This window comes from Kitasatospora sp. SolWspMP-SS2h (genome assembly GCF_003259315.1).
GTDB classification, from domain to species: domain Bacteria; phylum Actinomycetota; class Actinomycetes; order Streptomycetales; family Streptomycetaceae; genus Kitasatospora; species Kitasatospora fiedleri.
Genome location: NZ_QLLT01000007.1, coordinates 43281 through 62650, shown reverse-complemented (window position 1 = coordinate 62650; position 19370 = coordinate 43281). Strand labels below are relative to the sequence as shown.

Genomic DNA, 19370 nt, shown 5'->3' with positions numbered 1-19370 from the left:
AGGATGTGAGGATGGAGAAGACGTCGCGGCGTGCCGGTCCGGCGCGAGGAGGCCGCTGGATCGTCACCCGCAGGCCTCGCCCGGACGCCGCAGCCGACCTCTTCTGCTTCACCCACGCCGGAGGATCGCCCGGCGAGTACCTCCGGTTCGAGGAGGAGCTGCCGGAGATCCAGGTGTCCGGCATACAGTTGCCCGGCCGGGGGTCCAGACTGGGCGAGCCGCCGCTCACCTCGATGGATTCGGTGGTCGGCGCGGTCCTGGACGTCCTGCGCCCCGAGCGGCCGTTCGCGCTCTTCGGGCACAGCCTCGGCGGCCTGGTGGCCTTCGAGGTGGCCCGCGCGCTCCGCGACGCCGGGCGGGAGCTGCCGCGGCGGCTGTTCCTGTCGTCCAGCGCCCCGCCGCCCCTCGACCGCGGCGGGCAGCCCGTCCACACCTTGGACGACGACGCGCTGCTGGCCGAGGTCGAGCGGCGCTGGGGCGGACTGCCCGCCCAGGTCCGTGCCGATCCCCGGCTGCTGCGGATGGCCCTCGGCACCATCCGCGCCGACATCACGGTCTACGAGACCTACCGGTACCGCCCGGGGCCGTTGCTGGACGTCCCCGTCACGGCGTTCGTCGGCGACCTGGAACGCGACGCGCTGCAAGTGTCGGGGTGGAGTGCCCACACCAGCCGCGCCTTCGAACTGTCGTGCCTGGCAGGGGGTCACTTCCCCTTCCGGGACGCGGGGCAGCGGCACCTGATGCTCCGGCGGATCCGGCAGGCCGTGGCGGTGCCCGACGCCGCCCCCGCCCCGGCCCCGGCCACGCCGGTGCCCGTGCCCCGGAACAATGGGGAGCGGCCCCGGGTGGCGTTCGTCCTCCCCGGCCAGGGATCGCAGTACGCCCGCATGGGAGTCGCCCTGCGCCAGGAACTCCCCGTCTTCGCCGAGGAGTTCGATCACGGCCTGGAAGTGCTGCGGGAGGTGGGCGGACCGGACCTCCGCGCGGTGCCGGCCGACCCGGACGGGGAGGACGCGGAAGCGCTGCGGCAGACCGTCGTCGCCCAACCGGCCGTCTTCCTGCTGGAGTACGCGCTGGCGCGCACCTGGCAGCGGCTGGGTGTGGAACCCGTGGCGTTGATCGGGCACAGCCTGGGGGAGTACGTCGCGGCCACCCTCGCCGGGGTCATGCCGCTGCCCGAGGCCCTGGAGTTCGTCTGCCTGCGGGCCCGGCTCATGCAGGAGGCCCCCACCGGGGTGATGCTCGCCGTACCGCTGCCGGAGGACGGACTGGCGCCCTTCCTGGAGCTGGGCGCGGACCTGGCCGCCGTCAACGCCCCCTCGTCCTGCGTGCTCGCCGGAACCGAGCGGGACATCGTGCGGATCGAGGCCCGGCTCACCGCCGCCGGGACGCCGGGCCGGCGGCTCCCCGTCTCGCACGCCTTCCACAGCAGGCTGATGGAGGGCTGCGTCGACCGACTGCGCGCGGCCGCCGCGCGACTGACCCTCCGCCCGCCCACCCGGGAGTTCCTCTCCTGTGTCACGGGTCGGTGGATCACCGCGCAGGAGGCGACGGACCCCGACTACTGGGCCCGGCACCTGAGGCAGACCGTGCGCTTCTCCGACGCGGTCGGCACGCTGCTGGCCTCCTCGCCGGACGTGTTGCTGGAATGCGGGCCCGGCCGGTCGCTGACCGGTCTGCTCAAGCGCCGCCCCGGCCTGCCCGCGAACCTGCTCGTCGTGTCCTCCCTGCCGCATCCCGGCGGCCGACTCTCCGAGCCGGCCGGTCTGCTATCCACCCTCGGCGAGCTGCGGGAGGCGGGTGCCGTGGCACCCGCCGGCGCCGCCGGCCGCGCGGTCCTGCCCGCCGCCCCCGTCACGAAGAGCAAGGAGTGAGGACCGTGCCGCAGCCCACCGCCCCGTCCACGGCAGGCGACGGCATCGCCGGTGTCTGGCGGCTCGCGTCCTACCACGACCTGGACCAGGACGGCGCCCGCCACGAGGGCCCGCTCGGACCCGCGCCGGAGGGTCTGCTCTTCTACGCACCGAACGGTCGGCTCTCCGTCACCATGATGCGCACCGGCCCGGCCCGGCCGGGCGACCAGACCTTCAACAGCTACGCGGGGACCTGGCGGCGGGAGGGGGCCCGCGTCGTCCACACCATCCAGCTCGCCCCGGATCCCGCCTGGATCGGAACGGAGCAGGTCCGGGAGCTGGTCCTGGAAGGGGACCGGCTCCGGCTCTACGGCACGGCTCTGATCGGCCCGCCGCGCCGCCGCGTCCTGGAATGGCACCGGACGGAGGGGGGCGAGGCGCCACGGGGAGGGACGACCGGTGACGCGGGCGCGCCCCTGGCCGCGAGCGTCCAGGGCCCCGTCCTGCGGCCCGGCAGCGAGGGCTACGACACCGAGTGCGCCGGCTTCCAGACGGCCTACCGGCACCGTCCCGCCCTCGTGGTGGGGGCCGCGACGGCGGACGACGTGCGTGCCGCCGTGGGTTTCGCGGCCGCGCGGCGGTGGCCGATCGCGGTACAGGGCACCGGTCACGGCATCTCCGCGCCGCTCCGGGGGGAAGGGGTGTTGATCACCACTCGGCGGATGAACCGCGTCGAGGTCGACGCCCGGGCCCGCACGGCACGCATGGAGGCGGGCGCCCTGTGGAAGGACGTGATGCGCGAGGCGGCCCGGTACGGGCTGGCCCCCCTCAACGGCTCGTCACCCGGCGTCGGTGTCGCGGGCTACCTGCTGGGCGGCGGGACCCCGCTGCTCGGACGGGAGTTCGGCTACGCGTGCGACCACGTACACGGCGTCGACCTCGTCCTCGCCGACGGAACGCCGCGGCGCGTCACCGCGGAATCCGATCCGGAGCTGTTCTGGGCGCTGCGCGGCGGCGGCGCCAACTTCGGTGCGATCACGTCGATCGAGACGGAGCTCGTGCCGATCACCGGGGTGTACGGCGGAGGGCTGTTCTTCGACGCGGCGGACGACGCCACCGACATCCTGCGCGCCTACGCGGACTGGTCGCTCACCGTGCCGGAGCAGCTGACTTCCTCCATCGGGCTGATGACCTACCCGCCCGTGCCCGCCTTCCCCGAACCGCTGCGCGGGCGGTACGCGGCTCACATCCGGATCGCCTTCAACGGCTCCCGCGCGGAGGGCGAACGGCTGATCGCCCCGCTGCGGGCGGTCGGACCGCGTCTCGTCGACACCGTGGACGAGATGCCGTACGCCCGGGTCGGTTCGATCTTCGGAGACCCGGACTTCCCCCATTCCTACTACGGCAGCAACATCCTGCTGCGCGGGCTGGACTCCTCCGCCCCGCGGATGCTGTCGGACCTGACCGGCCCGGACGTCGTTCCGCGGTGCATCGTGGACCTGCGCCACCTCGGCGGTGCCATGTCGCGCCCCCCGGCCGTGCCGAACGCCGTGGGGGGCAGGACGGCGCAGTACCTGCTGCGCGTGCTCAACGGAGCCGTCGGCCCGACCGGTGAGGACCCGTTCGCCGACGCCCGCCCCGTGCACCGGCGGCTCCGGCGCGCCTTCGAGCCGTGGACGGTCGGACGCAGCCTCAACTTCGTGTACGGCGACGGCAGGCCGTCCCCGCCCGACGAGGTGCGGGAGTTCTACGACCCGGGGGCGTACGACCGCCTCACCCGCCTGAAGGCCCGGTACGACCCGGACAACCTGTTCCGCTCCAACCACAACCTGCGTCCCGCCTCCACCGGGCGCCCCGCACCGACGAACTGAAGGGCGACCTCGTGCAGCACGTGACCTTGAACAACGGCGTGCAGATGCCGGTCCTCGGTTTCGGCGTCTACCAGATCCCGCCGGAGCGGACCGAGCGGGCCGTGTCCGAGGCGCTGGCCGCCGGCTACCGGCTGCTGGACACGGCCCCCTACTACGGCAACGAGGAAGCCGTCGGCCGCGCCATCGCGGCCAGCGGCATCCCCCGGGCGGACCTGTTCGTCACGACCAAGCTGTGGGTGCAGGACGCCCCGGCCCAGGAGAACACCCGGCGCGCCGCCGAGGACTCGCTCGCCAGGCTCGGCCTGGACCACCTCGACCTCTACCTGATGCACCAACCCTACGGCGACGTCTACGGGCAGTGGCGCGCCATGGAGGACCTGAACCGGGAAGGGCTCGCCACGGCGATCGGCGTCGCCAACTTCTATCCCGACCGCCTCGTCGACCTGGTCGTCAACAACGACACGACGCCGGCCGTCAACCAGATCGAGACCCACCCGTTCTTCCAGCGCACCGCCGACCAGCGGCTCATGCGCGAGTGCGGAGTACAGCTCCAGTCCTGGGGCGGTCTCGCCGAGGGCAGGGCCGAACTGCTGACCCACCCGCTGCTCGGCGAGATCGGCAGGCAGCACGGCAGGTCGGTGGCCCAGGTCGTGCTGCGCTGGCTGGTCCAGCGCGGCGTCGTGGCGATCCCCAAGTCGGTGCGACCCGAGCGCATGGCGGAGAACATCGCCGTCTTCGACTTCGAGCTGACCGACGACCAGATGGCGTCGATCGCCTCGCTGGACACCGGCACCCCGCAGTTCCTCGACCACCACGATCCGAGAACCGTCGCCTGGCTGGCCAGGAGACGACTGGCCCGGACGGGTTGAACCGCTCCTGCCCCTCCGCCGACCCCCGCCCCACGCCCCACGCCCCACGCCCCACGCCCCTGCCGCGCACTGCCCCTCCCGAGGATGGAGCCCCATGCTTCGCGGTCACACCATTCCCCTGCGGTTCGACACCGATCGGGCCGGGACCGGGCCCCTCATCTGGGGCCAGATCGCCATCTGGGACGTGATCGGCTGGCTGCCGCCGGACGACGCCTCCCTCAACGCCCTCGTCGAGTGGCCGGTCCCCGACGGCCGCTCCGTCGACGACGTGCTCACCGCGCTGCGCACCCTGGTCGAACGCCACGACTCGCTGCGCACCCTGGTATCCGAGGGCCCCGACGGCCCCCGTCAACGGGTGCTCGGCACGGGCTCGTTCGACATCGGGGTCCACGACCTCGGCTCCGGCCCCGTCGCCGACGCAGTCGCCGAACTCGGTCCCGCCCTGCACGACGTCCCCTTCGACTACGGCACGGACCTGCCCCTGCGCGTCGTGCTGCTCACCAGGGGCGACGAGCCGTTGCTGCTGCTCCTGTCGGTCAGTCACATGGCCGTCGACGGTTGGAGCTTCACGATCGTCCAGAGCGACTTCGAGCGGCTCATCGCCGGCGAGACCCTCGACCCGCCCGGACAGCAGCCGTTGGAACGCGCCGAGTACGAGGCGTCCGCGCAGGCGATCGCCCGCGAGTCCAAGGCCCTCGACTTCTGGGCCGGGCACATGGCGACCGTTCCGGCCCGCATGATCGCCACGAAGCGCGGTGCCAACGACCCCGACTTCACCTGCGCGACCATCGACTCCCCGGCCCTGGCGGCCGCGACCCGCTCCCTGGCGATCCGCTGCGGCATCGACGCCGGCGCGGTCCTCCAGGGCGCGGTGGCGCTGCTGCTCGCCGCTTACACCGGCGAGCAGGAGGCGGTCATGCGGAAGATCGTCGCCACCCGCTTCCAGCCGGGGAGCCGGTCGATGGTCGCACCGTTCAACCAGAACGCGCTCTTCCGGATCGACATCACCGACGAGCCCTTCACCGCGTTCCTGGGCCGCTGCGTCAGGGCCGCCATGCTCGCCTACTGGCACAGCGAGTACCACCCCCGCAAGCTCGAATCCATGGTGGCCGCCGTCGCCGGCGGACGCGGGATCACCCCCGACGGCTACTGCTTCTTCAATGACGCCCGGTTCGCCGCCTCCAGCCCCGCCGCCCCCGACCCGGCCGCCGCCGACGCCGCCGCCGCGGGCCTCGCCGACCTCCTCCCCCGCACCACCGTCACCGAGGAGCGGATGGCCAAGACGCCGAAGGGCGCGAACTTCTTCGCCGACCTCTTCGACCTCGGCGACCGGGCCCTGCTGCACCTGTACGTCGAGAACGGGTTCTTCGCCCCGCGCGGCCCCGCCGACTTCCTCCGCGACGTGGAGCGGCTCCTGGCCCGGGCCGCCGCGGGCGGGGAGTCGACGTCCGTCCGCACGCTGTACGCCGAGTTCTCCTGACGGCGGGCGGCTTCGACGTGGTGGAGGCCGGCGGGCCGCATGCGGCCCGCCGGCGACGAGGCGTTCGGCGCCACCGCCCGAACGGTGGCGCCGGTCCCGGTCGGCCGGGCCGGGCCGGCCTCAGACGGCCGCCCGGCGGAAGGTCCGCAGGCTGAGCCAGGCGGTGCCGGCCAGCAGGGCGGCCAGCCAGAGGGCCGCCACCAGGTGGGGGTGCTGGCCGGGGAAGCCGCCGTCCGGGACGTAGGGGTTGCCCCAGAGGCGGCGGCAGGAGTCGGAGACCGCGCTGATCGGGTTCCACCGGACCACCGGGTGGAGCCAGGACGGCATCGCCTCGGCCGGGAAGACCGCGTTCGACAGGAAGGTGCAGACCACCAGGACCAGCGCGCCGATCGAGTCGATCGACTCGACGTTGCGGACCACCAGGCCGAGGGCGACCCCGACCGAGACCATCGCCAGCACGAACCCGGCCGCCACCGCGAAGCCGGCCAGCACCGACAGCGGGCTGCCGTGGGTGCGCCAGCCGACGGCCAGGCCGGCCGCGCCGACCACGGCCAGGACGGCGAGGCTGACCAGGAAGTCGCCGATCGCGTGCGCCACCAGCACCGAGGCGCGGGCGATCGGCAGCGAGCGGAACCGGTCCATCAGGCCGGCCTTGAGGTCGAGGGCGACGCTGATCGCGGTCGGGCCGATGCTCGCCAGGCCGACCTGCATCGCGATGCCCGCCATCAGGTACTCCTGGTAGCTGCCCCCGGCCGGGGCCTTGATCGCGTTCTTGAACAGGTAGCCGACGGCCAGCAGCATGACCATCGGGTTGAGCACCACGCCGATCAGCCGGCCGGGGGCCCGGCGCAGGTGGCGCAGCCGGCGTCCGGCCAGGGCGAGGGTCTCGACGGCGGAGCCGCCGAGCGGGGCCGCGGCGAGCGGTCCTGCGGCGAGAGTGCTCATGAGGTCCTTTCCGAGCGGGGGTTGCGGGCGAGCCGGCGCAGCCCGGCGTCGACGAGGGCGCCGATCTCGGCCTGCGGGGCGGGGTGCATCAGGTACTCGTGGGCGTGGTCGATCCCGTGGACCGCCACGCCTCCCGCCACGTGCGGGGCCCAGCGCCGGGCGGCGTCGGCGACCTCGCGGGCGGTGCGGCCGGCCGTCGCCACGAACAGCGTCATCTCGCCGTCGAAGCGGCCCGGGGTGAAGCGTTCGGCGAGTTCCACGTGGTGGCGCATGACCGCGACCAGCCGTTCCACGTCGGCCTCGGTGAGGGTGGCGAACGGTCCGCCGTGCCGGGACAGCACCCGGGCGACGGCGGCCGGGTCGACCGCGTCCGCGGCGGCCGCGGCCTGCTCCTCGCCGAGGTACTCCAGGAAGCTCGTCAGCAGCCCGTCGCGGCCCGGCATCTCGCCGTCGAGCGCCCGGTCGTACGGGAAGGCGTCCAGGTTGGCCAGGTAGGCCACCCGCTCGCCGGCGGCCCGCAGCCGCACCGCCACCTGGTGGGCCAGCAGCCCGCCGAAGGACCAGCCGAGCAGGTGGTAGGGGCCGTGCGGCTGGATCGCCCGGATCCGGGCCAGGTACGCGTCGGCCTGCTCCTCCAGGCTCGCCGACGGCCCGCCCGCGCCGCTGACCTGCGGCGCCTGCAGGCCGATGACCGGCCGCCGCTCGTCGAGGTACCCGGCCAGGCCCAGGTAGGGCAGGCTGGTGCCGAGCCCGCCGTGCACGCAGAACAGCGGCGGCAGTTCGCCGGTCGGGCGGATCGGCAGCACCGGTCCGAACGGGTCCGGGTCGTCGGCCAGGCCGCTCGCGCGCAGCTGGCCGGCCAGGTGGGCGGCGCCGTTGGGCCGCTCGCCCCGGTGGTCGAGCAGCGCGCCGAGCGCGGCGGGGGTGCGCTGGGTGAAGACCTCCGTCACGGCCAGCCGCAGCCCGCTCTTGGCGGCCCGGGCGACCAGTTGGACGCTGCCGATGCTGTTGCCGCCCAGCGCGAAGAAGTCGTCCTCGGCGCCGACCGACGCGCGGCCGAGCACCTCCGCGAAGGCGGCGGCCAGCGCCCGCTCGGTCGCGGTGGCCGGGGCGCGCCCGGGGCCGGCCGTCCGGTCGGGGGCGGGCAGGGCGTCCCGGTCGAGCTTGCCGTTCACCGTCACGGGCAGTTCCGGCAGCGTGATCAGCACCGGCGGCACCATGTAGTCGGGCAGCCGCCGGGCCAGCCGGCTGCGCACCTCGGCGGGGTCGACCGCGGCCCCCGGGGCGGGCACCAGGTAGCCGGCCAGGGTCTGCAGGCCCGGGTGGTCCTCCCGGGCGACCACCACGGCCTGGTCGACCAGCGGGTGCTCCAGCAGCACGCTCTCGATCTCGCCGGGTTCGATCCGGAAGCCGCGCACCTTGACCTGGTGGTCGGTCCGCCCGAGGTAGTCGACGGTGCCGTCGGGGCGCCAGCGGACCAGGTCCCCGGTGCGGTACATCCGGGCGCCGGGCGGGCCGTACGGGTCGGCGACGAAGCGTTCGGCGCTCAGCGCGGGCCGGTTCAGGTAGCCGCGGGCCAGGCCGGTGCCGCCGAGGTAGAGCTCGCCGGTGACGCCGACCGGCACCGGGGCCAGGGCGGCGTCCAGCACGTACGCGCGGTGGCCGGCCAGCGGGCGGCCGATCGGCGGGCGGCCCGCGGTGACCGGGTCGCTGACCAGGCAGACCGCGGTGGTCTCGGTCGGGCCGTAGATGTCGTGCAGCCGCACCGCCGGGCCCCAGCGCTCGACCAGTTCGGCGGTGACCGCCGCGCCGCCGACCGTCATCACCAGGTCCGCCGGGAGTTCGGCGTCGGCGGGGAAGGCGGCCACCACCACCGGCGGCAGCAGGCAGAGACCGATCCGCTGCCCGGTCATGAAGTCGGCCAGCGGCCGGCCGGCCCGCAGCTCGTCGGGGACCTGCACCAGGGTGGCGCCGGCCAGCAGCGAGCAGCACAGCTCCCAGACCGCCGCGTCGAAGCTGAAGGTGGCGAACTGCAGCACCCGGGTGTCGGGGCCGATCGCGAACCGCCGCCGGTGGTCGGCCGTCAGCTCGGCCACCGTGCGGTGCACGACCAGCACGCCCTTGGGCTGGCCGGTGGAGCCGGAGGTGTAGATCACGTAGGCGGGGTGGTGGTCGCGCAGCGGGCCCCGGCGCTCCCGGTCGGTGAGCGGCGCCGGGGAGCGCCCGGCCACCCGGGCGGCGGTGGCCGGGTCGTCCAGCAGCAGCACGGCGGCGGCCCGGTCGGCGGCCCCGGTGGGCAGCGCATCGGCGGGCAGCGCATCGGCGGGCAGCGCGCCGGCGGCGAGCGTCCCGGTCGAGGTGAGCAGCAGCCGGGCGTCCGCGTCGGCGAGCATGTGGGTGATCCGGTCGGCCGGGTAGGCCGGGTCGACCGGCAGGTAGGCGGCGCCGGACTTGAGCACGGCCAGCAGGGCGACCAGCAGTTCCTCGGAGCGGGGCAGCATCAGGGCGACGATCGCCCCGGGGCCGGCGCCCCGGTCGGCGAGTTCGCGGGCCAGCCGGTTGGCCCGGGCGTCCAGTTCCCGGTAGGAGAGGGTGCCGCGGGCGGAGACGAAGGCGGGGTGCTCGCCGCGGCGGGCCGCCCAGCCCTCGAACAGCTCGGGCAGGGTGGCGCCGGTCGGCGCGGCCGGGGGGAGGGCCGGGACGGCCCAGTCGTCCAGGATCTGCCGCCGCTCGGCCTCGTCGAGCACCGGCAGGCCGCTCAGCGGCGTCCCGGGCGCGTCGACGGCCGCCGCCAGCAGCCGCAGGAAGCGGGCCGCTATCCGCTCGGCGGTCGCGCGCCCGTACAGCTCGGTGGCGAACTCCAGCCGGCCGGCCAGTCCCTCGCCGGGGCCCTGCTCGGTGAACTCGAAGACCAGGTCGAACTTGGCCGCGGTGCTGCCGGTCTCCCGGAAGGAGGAGCGCAGGCCGGGCAGGTCGAACCGGGGGGCCTCGGTGTTCTGGAAGGCCAGCATCACCTGGAACAGCGACTGCCGGGCGAGCGAGCGGACCGGGGCGAGCGCGTCCACCAGCCGTTCGAACGGCAGGTCCTGGTGCTGGAAGGCGGCCAGGTCGGTGTCGCGGACCCGGTGCAGCAGCTGCTGGAAGGTGGGGTCGCCGCCGAGGTCGGTGCGCAGCACCAGGGTGTTGACGAAGAAGCCGACCATCGGGTGCAGCGCCTCGTCGGCGCGGCCCGCGACCGGCACGCCGATCGGGATGTCGGCGCCCGCGCCGAGCCGGCCCAGCGTGGCGGCCAGCGCGGCCTGGACCACCATGAACGGGCTCACCCCGGACGAGCGGGCCAGCCGCACCAGCCGCCCGTGCAGGTCGGCGGGGACGGCGAAGCGCACCACGTCGCCCCGGTAGCCGGCGATCGGCGGGCGCGGGTGGTCCAGCGGCAGGCCGAGCTCCTCCGGGATGCCGCACAACGCCCCGGTCCAGTAAGCCAGTTGGGTGTTCTGCAGGCTGTCGGGGTCGTCCTCGGCGCCCAGCATCCGGTGCTGCCAGAGCGCGAAGTCGGCGTACTGGAGCGGCAGCGGCTCCCAGTCGGGGAGGGTGCCGGCGGTGCGGGCCCGGTAGGCGAGGGCGAGGTCCGCGGCGAGCACCGGGGTCGACCAGCCGTCGAAGGCGATGTGGTGGACGACCAGCAGCAGCACGTGCTCCTGCGGGCCGGGCGCGAACAGCCGCACCCGCAGCGGCAGGTCGCGGGCCAGGTCGAAGGTCCGGTCGGCCTCCTCGGTCAGCCGCCGCTCCAGGTCGGCGCCGGCCACCGGCTCCGGCTCGGGCGCGGGGCGGGCCTGCTCGGCGGCGAGCACCACCTGGCCCGGCTCGTCCCCGAGGTCGGGGAAGACGGTGCGCAGGATCTCGTGCCGGTCGGTCAGGTCGCCCAGGGCGGCGCGCAGCGCGACGAGGTCCAGGGCGCCGTCCAGGTGGACGGCCAGCGGGACGTGGTAGCCGCCGGCCTCCGGGTCGAGCCGGTTGACGAACCAGAGCCGGCGCTGGGTGTGCGACAGCGGCAGGAGGTCCGGCCGGTCGGCGGCCCGCAGCGGCGGGCGGGGGGCCGCCGGGGCGGCGTCCAGCCGGGCCGCCAGCGCGGCGGGCGTGGGGTGCTCGAACAGGGTGCGCACCGACACCTCGGCGCCGAGCGCGCCGCGCACCCGGCCGGCCAGCCGGGTGGCCAGCAGGGAGTGGCCGCCGAGCTCGAAGAAGTCGTCCTCGGCGCCCATCGCGGCCAGGCCCAGGACGTCGGCGAACAGCCCGCAGAGGATCTCCTCGACCGGGTCGGCGGCCTCCCGGCCGGGGGCCGCCGCCGGGTCGGGGGCGGGCAGCCGCGCGCGGTCCACCTTGCCGCTCGGGTTGAGCGGGAAGGCGTCCAGCCAGACGAACGCGGAGGGGACCATGTACCCGGGCAGCGTGCCGCGGACGCCCTCGCGCACCGCCGCGGTGTCCGGCGCGGCGCCGGGCGCGGCCACCAGGTGGGCGACCAGCCGGGTGTCGCCGGGGGCGAACGCGCGGGCCGTCACGACGGCCCGTTCGACCTCGGGCCGGGAGGCCAGCGCGCTCTCGATCTCGCCGAGTTCGATCCGGTAGCCGCGCACCTTGACCTGGTGGTCGGTCCGGCCGAGGTAGTCCAGCGCGCCGTCGGGGCGCCAGCGGACCAGGTCGCCGGTGCGGTACATCCGGGTGCCGGGCGGGCCGTACGGGTCGGCGACGAAGCGTTCTGCGCTCAGCGCGGGCCGGTTCAGGTAGCCGTGGGCCAGGCCGGCGCCGGCGATGTGGAGTTCGCCGACCGCGCCGACCGGCACCGGGCGCAGCGCCTGGTCGAGCACGTACACCCGGGTGTTGGCGATCGGGCGGCCGATCGGCGGGGCGCCGGCCGGGGTGTCGTCCAGCCGCTCGGCGGTCGACCAGATGCAGGTCTCGGTGGGCCCGTAGACGTTGAACACGGCGCCCGCGCGGCGGCGCAGTTCGGCCGCCAGGGGTTCGGGCAGCGCCTCGCCGCCGACCAGCACCCGCAGCCCGGCCAGGCTCTCGGGGGCGGTGGCGACCAGCGCCTGCCAGTGGCTCGGGGTGGCCTGCATCAGGGTGGCCCGGCCGGTGGTGACGGCCGCCGCCAGCGCGGCCGGGTCGACCGCGGTGGCCCGGTCGGCCAGCAGCAGCCGGGCGCCGGCCAGTTGCGGGACGAACAGCTCCAGCATCGCGATGTCGAAGCCGAAGGTGGTCACCGCGAGGAAGCGGTCGTCCTCGGTGACCTGGAGCCGGCGGCACATGTCGTCGACCAGGTTGGCGAACGCGCCGTGCGGGACGACGACGCCCTTGGGCCGGCCGGTGGAGCCGGAGGTGTAGATGACGTAGGCGGGCAGCGCGGCGCTGAGCGCGGCGCCCCGTTCGGCGTCGGTGAGTTCGCCGTCGGGGAGCAGGGCGCGCTCGGCCTCGGCCACCGGGTCGTCCAGCAGCAGCGCGGTGCCCGTCCAGCCCAGTCCGGCGAGGGCGGGCGCGGTGCTCAGCAGGACGGCGGGGGCGGCGTCGGCGAGCATGTGGGCGATCCGGTCGGCCGGGTGCTCGGGGTCGACGGCGAGGTAGGCGGCGCCGGTCTTGAGCACCGCGAGGGCGGCCACCGCCAGGTCGGCGGAGCGCGCCAGGGCCAGGCCGACCACGCTGCCGACCCGGGTGCCGCGGTCGATCAGCTGGCGGGCCAGCCGGTTGGCCCGGGCGTGCAGTTCGCCGGCGGTCAGCCGTTCGTCGCCGCACTGCACCGCGACGGCGTCGGGCCGGGCGGCGGCCCGGTCGGCGAGCAGCCGGGGCAGCAGCGCGGCGGGCGCGGGCGCCTCGGTGCGGTTGCGGGCGTGCAGCAGCTCGTCGCGTTCGGCGGGCTCCAGCAGGTCCAGCCGGGCGAGCGGGAGGTCGGCCGCCGCGGCGATCCGTCCGAGCAGGGCGGCCAGCCGGTGGGCGAGCCGGTCGGCCTCGGCGTCCGCGAACAGGTCCGGGCGGTACTGGACCCGCAGTTCCAGTTCCCGGCCGGGCAGGGCGACCAGGCTCAGCGGGAACTCGGTGGCGTTGCGGATCTCGGAGCCGTGCAGGGTCAGGCCGGTCAGCTCGGCGAAGGCCGTCGCCGCGGGCATCGGGTAGTTCTGGAACATCACCGCGGTGTCGAACAGGCCGCCGAGGCCGGTGAGTTCCTGGATCTCGGCGAGGCCCAGGTGGCGGTGCGGGAGCAGCTCGGCCTGCTGGTCCTGGAAGTCGGCGAGCAGCTGCGCCACCGTCCGGGCCGGGTCCAGCCGCAGCCGGGTGGGCAGCGTGTTGGCGAACATGCCGACCATGGACTCGACGCCGGGCAGGTCGGCGGGGCGGCCGGAGTCGACCACGCCGAAGAGCACGTCGGAGCGGCCGGTCAGCTGGCCGACCAGCAGGCCCCAGCAGCCCTGCACCACGGTCCCGAGGGTGAGTTGGCGGGTGCGGGCCCACTCGGCCAGCCGGGCGGTGTCCCGCGGCGCCAGCGCGGCGACCGCCGTCCGGGGCAGCAGCGCGGCCCGGGCGGGGTCCGGCAGGACGGTGTGGGTGGGCTCCTCGACGCCGGCCAGCGCGGCGCGCCAGGCCGCCCGGGCCGCCGCGCGGTCCTGCCGGTCCAGCCAGGCCAGGTACTCCCGGGGGTGCGGGACGGGCGCGGTCGGCGCCGGGCCGCCCGCGTACCGGGTGAAGAGCTCCTCCAGCAGGATCGGCATCGACCAGCCGTCCAGCACGATGTGGTGGACGGTCAGCAGCAGGCGCAGCCGGCCGCCGCCGAGCCGCACCAGGGTGGCGCGCAGCAGCGGGGGGCGGGTCAGGTCGAACGGCTCGACCCGGTCGGCCTCGGTCAGCCGCTCCAGCGCGGCGGCCCGCTCGTCCCCGGCCGTCCCGGACAGGTCGTGCTCCCGCCAGGGCGGTTCGACGGCGGCGGGCACCACCTGCACCGGCTCGCCGGAGCGGCGGGCGCGGAAGCAGGCCCGCAGGCCGGCGTGCCGCTCCAGCAGGCCGGACAGCGCCGCCCGCAGCCGCCCGGCGTCCAGGTCCCCGGCGAGGTCGGCGACCAGTTGCAGCACGTGGACGTCGACGCCGCGCTCCACGAAGTCGGCGTGGAACACGAAGCCCTGCTGCAGCGGTGAGAGCGGCAGGAACTCGCTCGTGCGCCCACGTCCCACGGTGCGTCCCATCATGACTCCAGCTCGATGTCGAGTTCGTCCATCTCGTCCTCGCTCAGCTCCAGCAGCGGGGACGGCGCGGCGGCGCGGGCCGCTCCGGCCGGCGCGGCGGCGGCCACCGCCGCGAGGGCGGCGGGGGTGCGGTGCCCGAAGACGTCCCGGGGGGTGATCCCGAGGCCGCGGGCCCTGGCCTGGGCGGCCACCCGGATGGAGCTGATCGAGTCGCCGCCCAGGGTGAAGAAGTTGTCGTCGGCGCCGACCCCGGCCAGGCCGAGCACCTCGGCGAACACCTCGCACAGCACCCGCTGCGCCTCGGTGGCCGGCCGCCGGCCGGCGGCGGGCGCGGCCCGGTCGGGCGCGGGCAGCGCCTTGCGGTCGACCTTGCCGTGCGCGGTCAGCGGCAGGGCGGGCAGCGGCACCCAGGCGGTGGGCACCAGGTGGTCGGGCAGCACCCGGGCCAGCTGCTCCCGCACCTCGGCGAGGTCGCCGCCGCCCACCACGTACCCGACCAGCCGGGTGGTCCCCGACCGGTCCCCGACCGCGGTGACCGCCGCGTCGGTGACGCCGGGCAGGGCGCGCAGCGCGGCCTCGACCTCGCCCGGCTCGATCCGGTGGCCGCGCACCTTGACCTGGTGGTCGCGCCGCTCCAGGAACTCCAACTGCCCGTCCGGACGCCACCGGACGTGGTCGCCGGTGCGGTACATCCGGGCCCCGGGCGGCCCGTCCGGGTCGGCGACGAACGAGGCCGCCGTCCTGACCGGGTCGTGCAGGTAGCCGCGCCCGACGCCCGCGCCGCCCACGTACAGCTCGCCGGCGGTGCCCGGCGGGACGGGCCGCAGGTCGTCGCCGAGCACGTACAGGCGGGTGTTGCGCACCGGCGCGCCGATCGGCACCCGCGGGCCGACCTCGTCGCCGGCGCACAGCAGCGCGTGGGTGACGTCGTCCGAGCACTCGGTGGGTCCGTACGCGTTGACCAGCGGGATCTCCGGGTAGCGCTGCCACCAGCGGTGGCACAGGTCCGGGGGCATCGCCTCGCCGGTCACCACCAGCCGCCGCAGCCGGCCGGTGGCGGGGGTGGTGTCGGGCGCGTCCCAGGCGTCCAGGGCGGCCCGCAGCAGCGAGGGCACCACCTCCAGCACCGCCGCCCGGTCGGCCTCGGCCACCGCGAACAGGGCGTCCGGGTCGGCGGCCGTCGCCCGGTCGACCACCCGGACGGTGCCGCCGACCAGCAGCGGCGCGAGCATCTGCCAGACCGACACGTCGAAGGTGACCGGCGCGTTCTGCACCACCCGGTCGCCCGCGGCCAGGCCGAGGTCGTCGATCTTGGCGTCGAGGTGGTTGCGCAGGCCGTCGCGGTGCACCATCGCGCCCTTGGGCCGGCCGGTGGAGCCGGAGGTGAAGATCACGTAGGCCAGGTCGTCCGGTCCGCCCAGCGGCTCGGCCAGCCGGTCGAGCGGGACGGCGCCGGTGCTGAACTCCCCGTCCAGCGAACGGACGTGCGGTGCGGGGCCGTCGGCCGGGGCGGCCCGGTCGGTCAGCTCGGCGGCCAGCGCCCGCTGTCCGGGGCCGACCAGCAGGTGCCCGACACCCGCGTCGGCGAGCAGCGCGGCGGTCCGGGCGGGCGGCGCGTGCACGTCCAGCGGCACGTAGGCCGCGCCGGCGGTGAGCACCGCCAGCACCGCGCCGACGAAGGCGGTCCCGGGCTCGGCCAGGACGCCGACCAGGGTGTCCGGGCCGACCCCGTCGGCCGCCAGCGCGGCGGCCAGCTCGTCGGCCCAGCCGACCAGCGAGGAGTAGGAGGCCGCGGTGCGCCCGTCACTCACCGCGAGCGCCGCCGGGGTGCGCAGCGCGAACTCCCGCACCTGCTCGACCACTCCGGCGCGGATCGCCCCGGTGGCCGGGCGGGCGGTGTCGTTCCACTTGCGCAGCAGGCCGGTCTCGTCCTCGGTCAGGACGTCCAGCTGCCCCAGCCGTGCGGCGGTTCCGGCCGCCAGGTCGAGCAGCAGCCGGCGGAACCGGTCGGCGATCACCGCGACCTGGTCCTCGGTCAGCAGGTCGGGGGCGTAGTCGAAGCGCACCTCCAGCCGCCGGCCGGGCAGGACCACCAGGCTGAGCGGGTAGTGCCGGGCGTCGCGGGCGGAGACCTCCTCGATGCGCAGGCCGGTGCCGGCCGCGGCGTCGGCGGCCCCGTCCATCGGGAAGTTCTCGAACACCAGGGCGGTGTCGAAGGGTTCGCCGGGGCCGGCCAGCGCGGGGTTGCCGTCGAGCATCTCGGCGAGCCCCAGGTGGTCGTGGTCGCGGAGCGCGGCCTGCGCGTCCTGGACCCGCTGGAGGTGGGCGTCGACCGGGTCGGCGGGGTCGAGCACGGCCCGCACCGGCAGGGTGTTCAGGAACGGGCCGACGATCTCCTCCACCCCGGGCAGCGCGGCCGGGCGGGTGGAGACGACGGAGCCGAACAGCACGTCCGAGCGGCCGGTCAGCCGGCCCAGCAGGATCGCCCAGCCGCCCTGGAAGACGGTGTTGACGGTCAGGCCGCGGCGGGCGGCGAAGCCGGTGACCGCGGCGGTCTCCTCCTCGCTCAGCAGCAGCGGCAGGCGGGCGGGCGGGGCCGGGCGCCGGTCGGGGGCGGCGGGGCGGAGCAGGGTGGGCTCGGCCAGTCCGGCCAGCGCGGCGCGCCAGGCGGCGCGGGCCCGGCCGCGGTCCTGGCCGGCCAGGTGCGCCAGGTAGCCGCGGAACGGGACGGCGGGGGGCAGCGCGTCGGCCGCGCCGCCGTGCCGGTAGCAGGTGAGCAGGTCGCGGACCAGCAGCGGCATCGACCAGCCGTCCACCAGGATGTGGTGGAGGGTCCAGATCAGCCGGTGCCGGTCCTCGTCCAGGCGCACCAGCGTCCAGCGCATCAGCGGCGGGCGGGACAGGTCGAAGCCGCGGTCGCGCTCCCGGTCGGCCAGCCGGTCCAGTGCGGCCGTCCGCCCGGCCGGGTCGAGCCCGGAGAGGTCGTCGGCGGCCAGCGGCACCCGGACGCCCGCGCGCAGCACCGCCACCGGGTCGCCGGCGGGCCGGTGGTGGAAGGCCGCGCCCAGCTGGGGGTGGTGTTCCAGCAGGGCGGCCAGCGCGTCCTCCAGCGCCGTCCGGTCCACCGCGCCGACCAGGTCGGCGGTGACCTGGAGGGTGTACGGGTCGGTGCCGTCCGGGTCGAACTCGGCCTGGAAGAGCAGGCCCCGCTGGAGCGCCGTCAGCGGCAGCACGTCGGTGACCGGGCCGCCCGCGCCCCGTTCGATCTCCTCGATCTCGGGCTGGCCGAGCGCCACCAGCGGCAGGTCGGACGGGGTGCGGCCGCCCGCGCCGGGCGTCGCGGCGTGGTCGGTCAGGGCGCGCAGCACGGCGAACCAGGTCTCGGCGAGGTCGCGGACCTCGACCTCGGTCAGTACGCCGTCCGCCCAGAGCCAGTCGGCCACCAGGTGCGGGCCGTCGGCGCGGTCCTCGGTGACGGGGGTGACCGCGAGGGGGTGGCGCAGCGGCATGTCGGGGTGCACGCCGGTGCCGACCACCGCGCTGCCGCCGTCCAGCGTCCACGGGCCGGTGCCGCCGTCGACCCGGAACCGGCCCAGGTAGTTGAAGCCGAGCGCGGGCGCGGGGGCGGCCGCCAGCAGGCGGGCGGTCTGCGGGTTGAGGTGGCGCAGCAGGCCGAAGCCGATGCCGCGGTCCGGGACGGCGCGCAGCTGCTCCTTGACCCGCTTGACCGCGGCGCCGAGCGCCGGGCCGCCGGCCAGGACCTCGGCGCGGTCGTGGCGGCTGGGGTCCAGCCGGACCGGGAAGACGGTGGTGAACCAGCCGACCGTGCGGGCCAGGTCCGCCTCCTCGGCGATCTGCTCGCGGCCGTGGCCCTCCAGCTCGATCAGCACCGGCGCGCCGCCGCCGGCCCCGTGCCGGGCGCGCCAGTCGGTGACGGCCAGGGCGAGCGCGCCGAGCAGCACGTCGTTGATCTCGCCGTGGAAGGCGGCGGGCACCGCGGTGAGCAGCGCCGCCGTCCGGTCGGCGGGCAGTTCCAGGCGCAGCCGGCCGGCCGTGCCGTAGGTGTCCCGGGCCGGGTCGGCGGCGCGCCGCCCGAGGAGCGGCTGGTCGTCGGTCAACTGCTCGCGCCAGTAAGGCAGTTCGGTGATGCGGGCGCTGCTGCGGGCCTGTTCGCCCAGGAGGGCGGCCCAGCGCCGGTAGGAGGTCGGGACGGGCTCCAGGACGGGCGGGCGGCCGGCGGCGAGGGCGGTCCAGGCGCGTTCCAGGTCCGCGACCAGGATGCGCCAGGAGACCCCGTCGACCACGGTGTGGTGGGCGAGCAGCAGCAGTCGGCCGTCCCGGGCGGGGCCGCCGTCCAGCAGCACCGCCCGCAGCGTCCCGGCCTCGGCCGGGGCGAGCCGGGCGCGGGCGGCCCGGACCTGCTCGGCGACCAGCGCGTCGAGCGCGGCCGGGTCGGCGAGCGCCCCGGCGGCGTCGACCGCGTCGACCAGCCGGGCGGCGTCGACGGCGCCGGGCGGCCGGGTGCGCAGCGTCCAGACGCCGGGCGCGGTCGCGGTGACGGCCATCCGGAGCGCGTCGTGGCGGGCGAGCAGCGCCGCCAGCAGCTCGGTGAGCCGTTCGACGGTCAGCCCGGGCGGCGTCCTGACCACCACGTACTGGCTGTACTCGGCGGCCGGGCCCGCGAGTTCGCCGAGGTCTTCGGTGAGCTGGGCGATGATCGGGGTCGGCTCGACCTCGCCGACGCCGTCCTCGGCGTCGGCGGCGGGGCGGACGGTCCGCCCGGCGGCGGGGCCGGCGGCGGTCGCGGCCAGCGCGGCGGGGGTCTTGAGGGCGAAGACGTCGCGCGGCAGGAGCACGACGCCCCGGGTCCGGGCCCGGCTGACCACCTGGATGGAGCTGATCGAGTCGCCGCCCAGGGTGAAGAAGTTGTCGTCGGCGCCGACCTCGGCCAGGCCGAGCACCTCGGCGAACACCTCGCACAGCACCCGCTGCGCCTCGGTGGCCGGCCGGCGGCCGGCGGCCGGTGCGGCGGCGGTGCCCCGGGCGAGGTCGGCGGGGGCGGGGGCGGGGGTGCCGGGGGCCGTCAGCGCCTTGCGGTCGACCTTGCCGTGCGCGGTCAGCGGCAG

Annotated in this window: 7 protein-coding genes; 4 read left to right on the top strand and 3 right to left on the bottom strand. The window is 76.2% G+C overall.

Features of this window, described 5'->3' with window-relative positions; genetic code table 11:
• The first annotated feature begins 11 nt into the window (after nucleotides 1–11).
• The 4 genes from K353_RS10365 to K353_RS10350 all read left to right on the top strand — a co-directional run bounded on the left by K353_RS10365 (nucleotide 12) and on the right by K353_RS10350 (nucleotide 6073).
• Nucleotides 12–1874, top strand: a complete 1863-nt coding sequence (locus K353_RS10365) for an alpha/beta fold hydrolase (RefSeq protein WP_111553296.1) — start codon at nucleotides 12–14, stop codon at nucleotides 1872–1874.
• 5 nt (nucleotides 1875–1879) lie between these two features.
• Nucleotides 1880–3724 carry an FAD-binding protein gene (locus K353_RS10360; RefSeq protein WP_158585384.1) on the top strand — a complete coding sequence of 615 codons (1845 nt, stop codon included), beginning with the start codon at nucleotides 1880–1882 and terminating at the stop codon, nucleotides 3722–3724.
• 11 nt (nucleotides 3725–3735) lie between these two features.
• A complete protein-coding gene (locus K353_RS10355) occupies nucleotides 3736–4593 on the top strand; it encodes an aldo/keto reductase (protein ID WP_111553294.1) in 858 nt (285 codons plus the stop codon).
• A gap of 94 nt (nucleotides 4594–4687) precedes the next feature.
• Complete coding sequence (locus tag K353_RS10350; RefSeq protein ID WP_111553293.1) at nucleotides 4688–6073, top strand: condensation domain-containing protein; 1386 nt, start codon at nucleotides 4688–4690, stop codon at nucleotides 6071–6073.
• Nucleotides 6074–6193: 120 nt separating this feature from the next.
• Here the strand turns inward: K353_RS10350 and K353_RS10345 are convergent, their stop codons facing one another.
• From K353_RS10345 to K353_RS10335, 3 genes are all read right to left on the bottom strand, one after another.
• A complete protein-coding gene (locus tag K353_RS10345) occupies nucleotides 6194–7018 on the bottom strand; it encodes an ABC transporter permease (RefSeq protein WP_111553292.1) in 825 nt (274 codons plus the stop codon).
• Nucleotides 7015–14232, bottom strand: a complete 7218-nt coding sequence (locus K353_RS10340; protein WP_233533495.1) for a non-ribosomal peptide synthetase — start codon at nucleotides 14230–14232, stop codon at nucleotides 7015–7017. Before K353_RS10340 ends, K353_RS10345 begins: the two co-directional genes overlap by 4 nt.
• An 11-nt stretch (nucleotides 14233–14243) precedes the next feature.
• The coding region (locus K353_RS10335; protein ID WP_146616436.1) for a non-ribosomal peptide synthetase at nucleotides 14244–19370 on the bottom strand (5127 nt) is incomplete at its 5' end.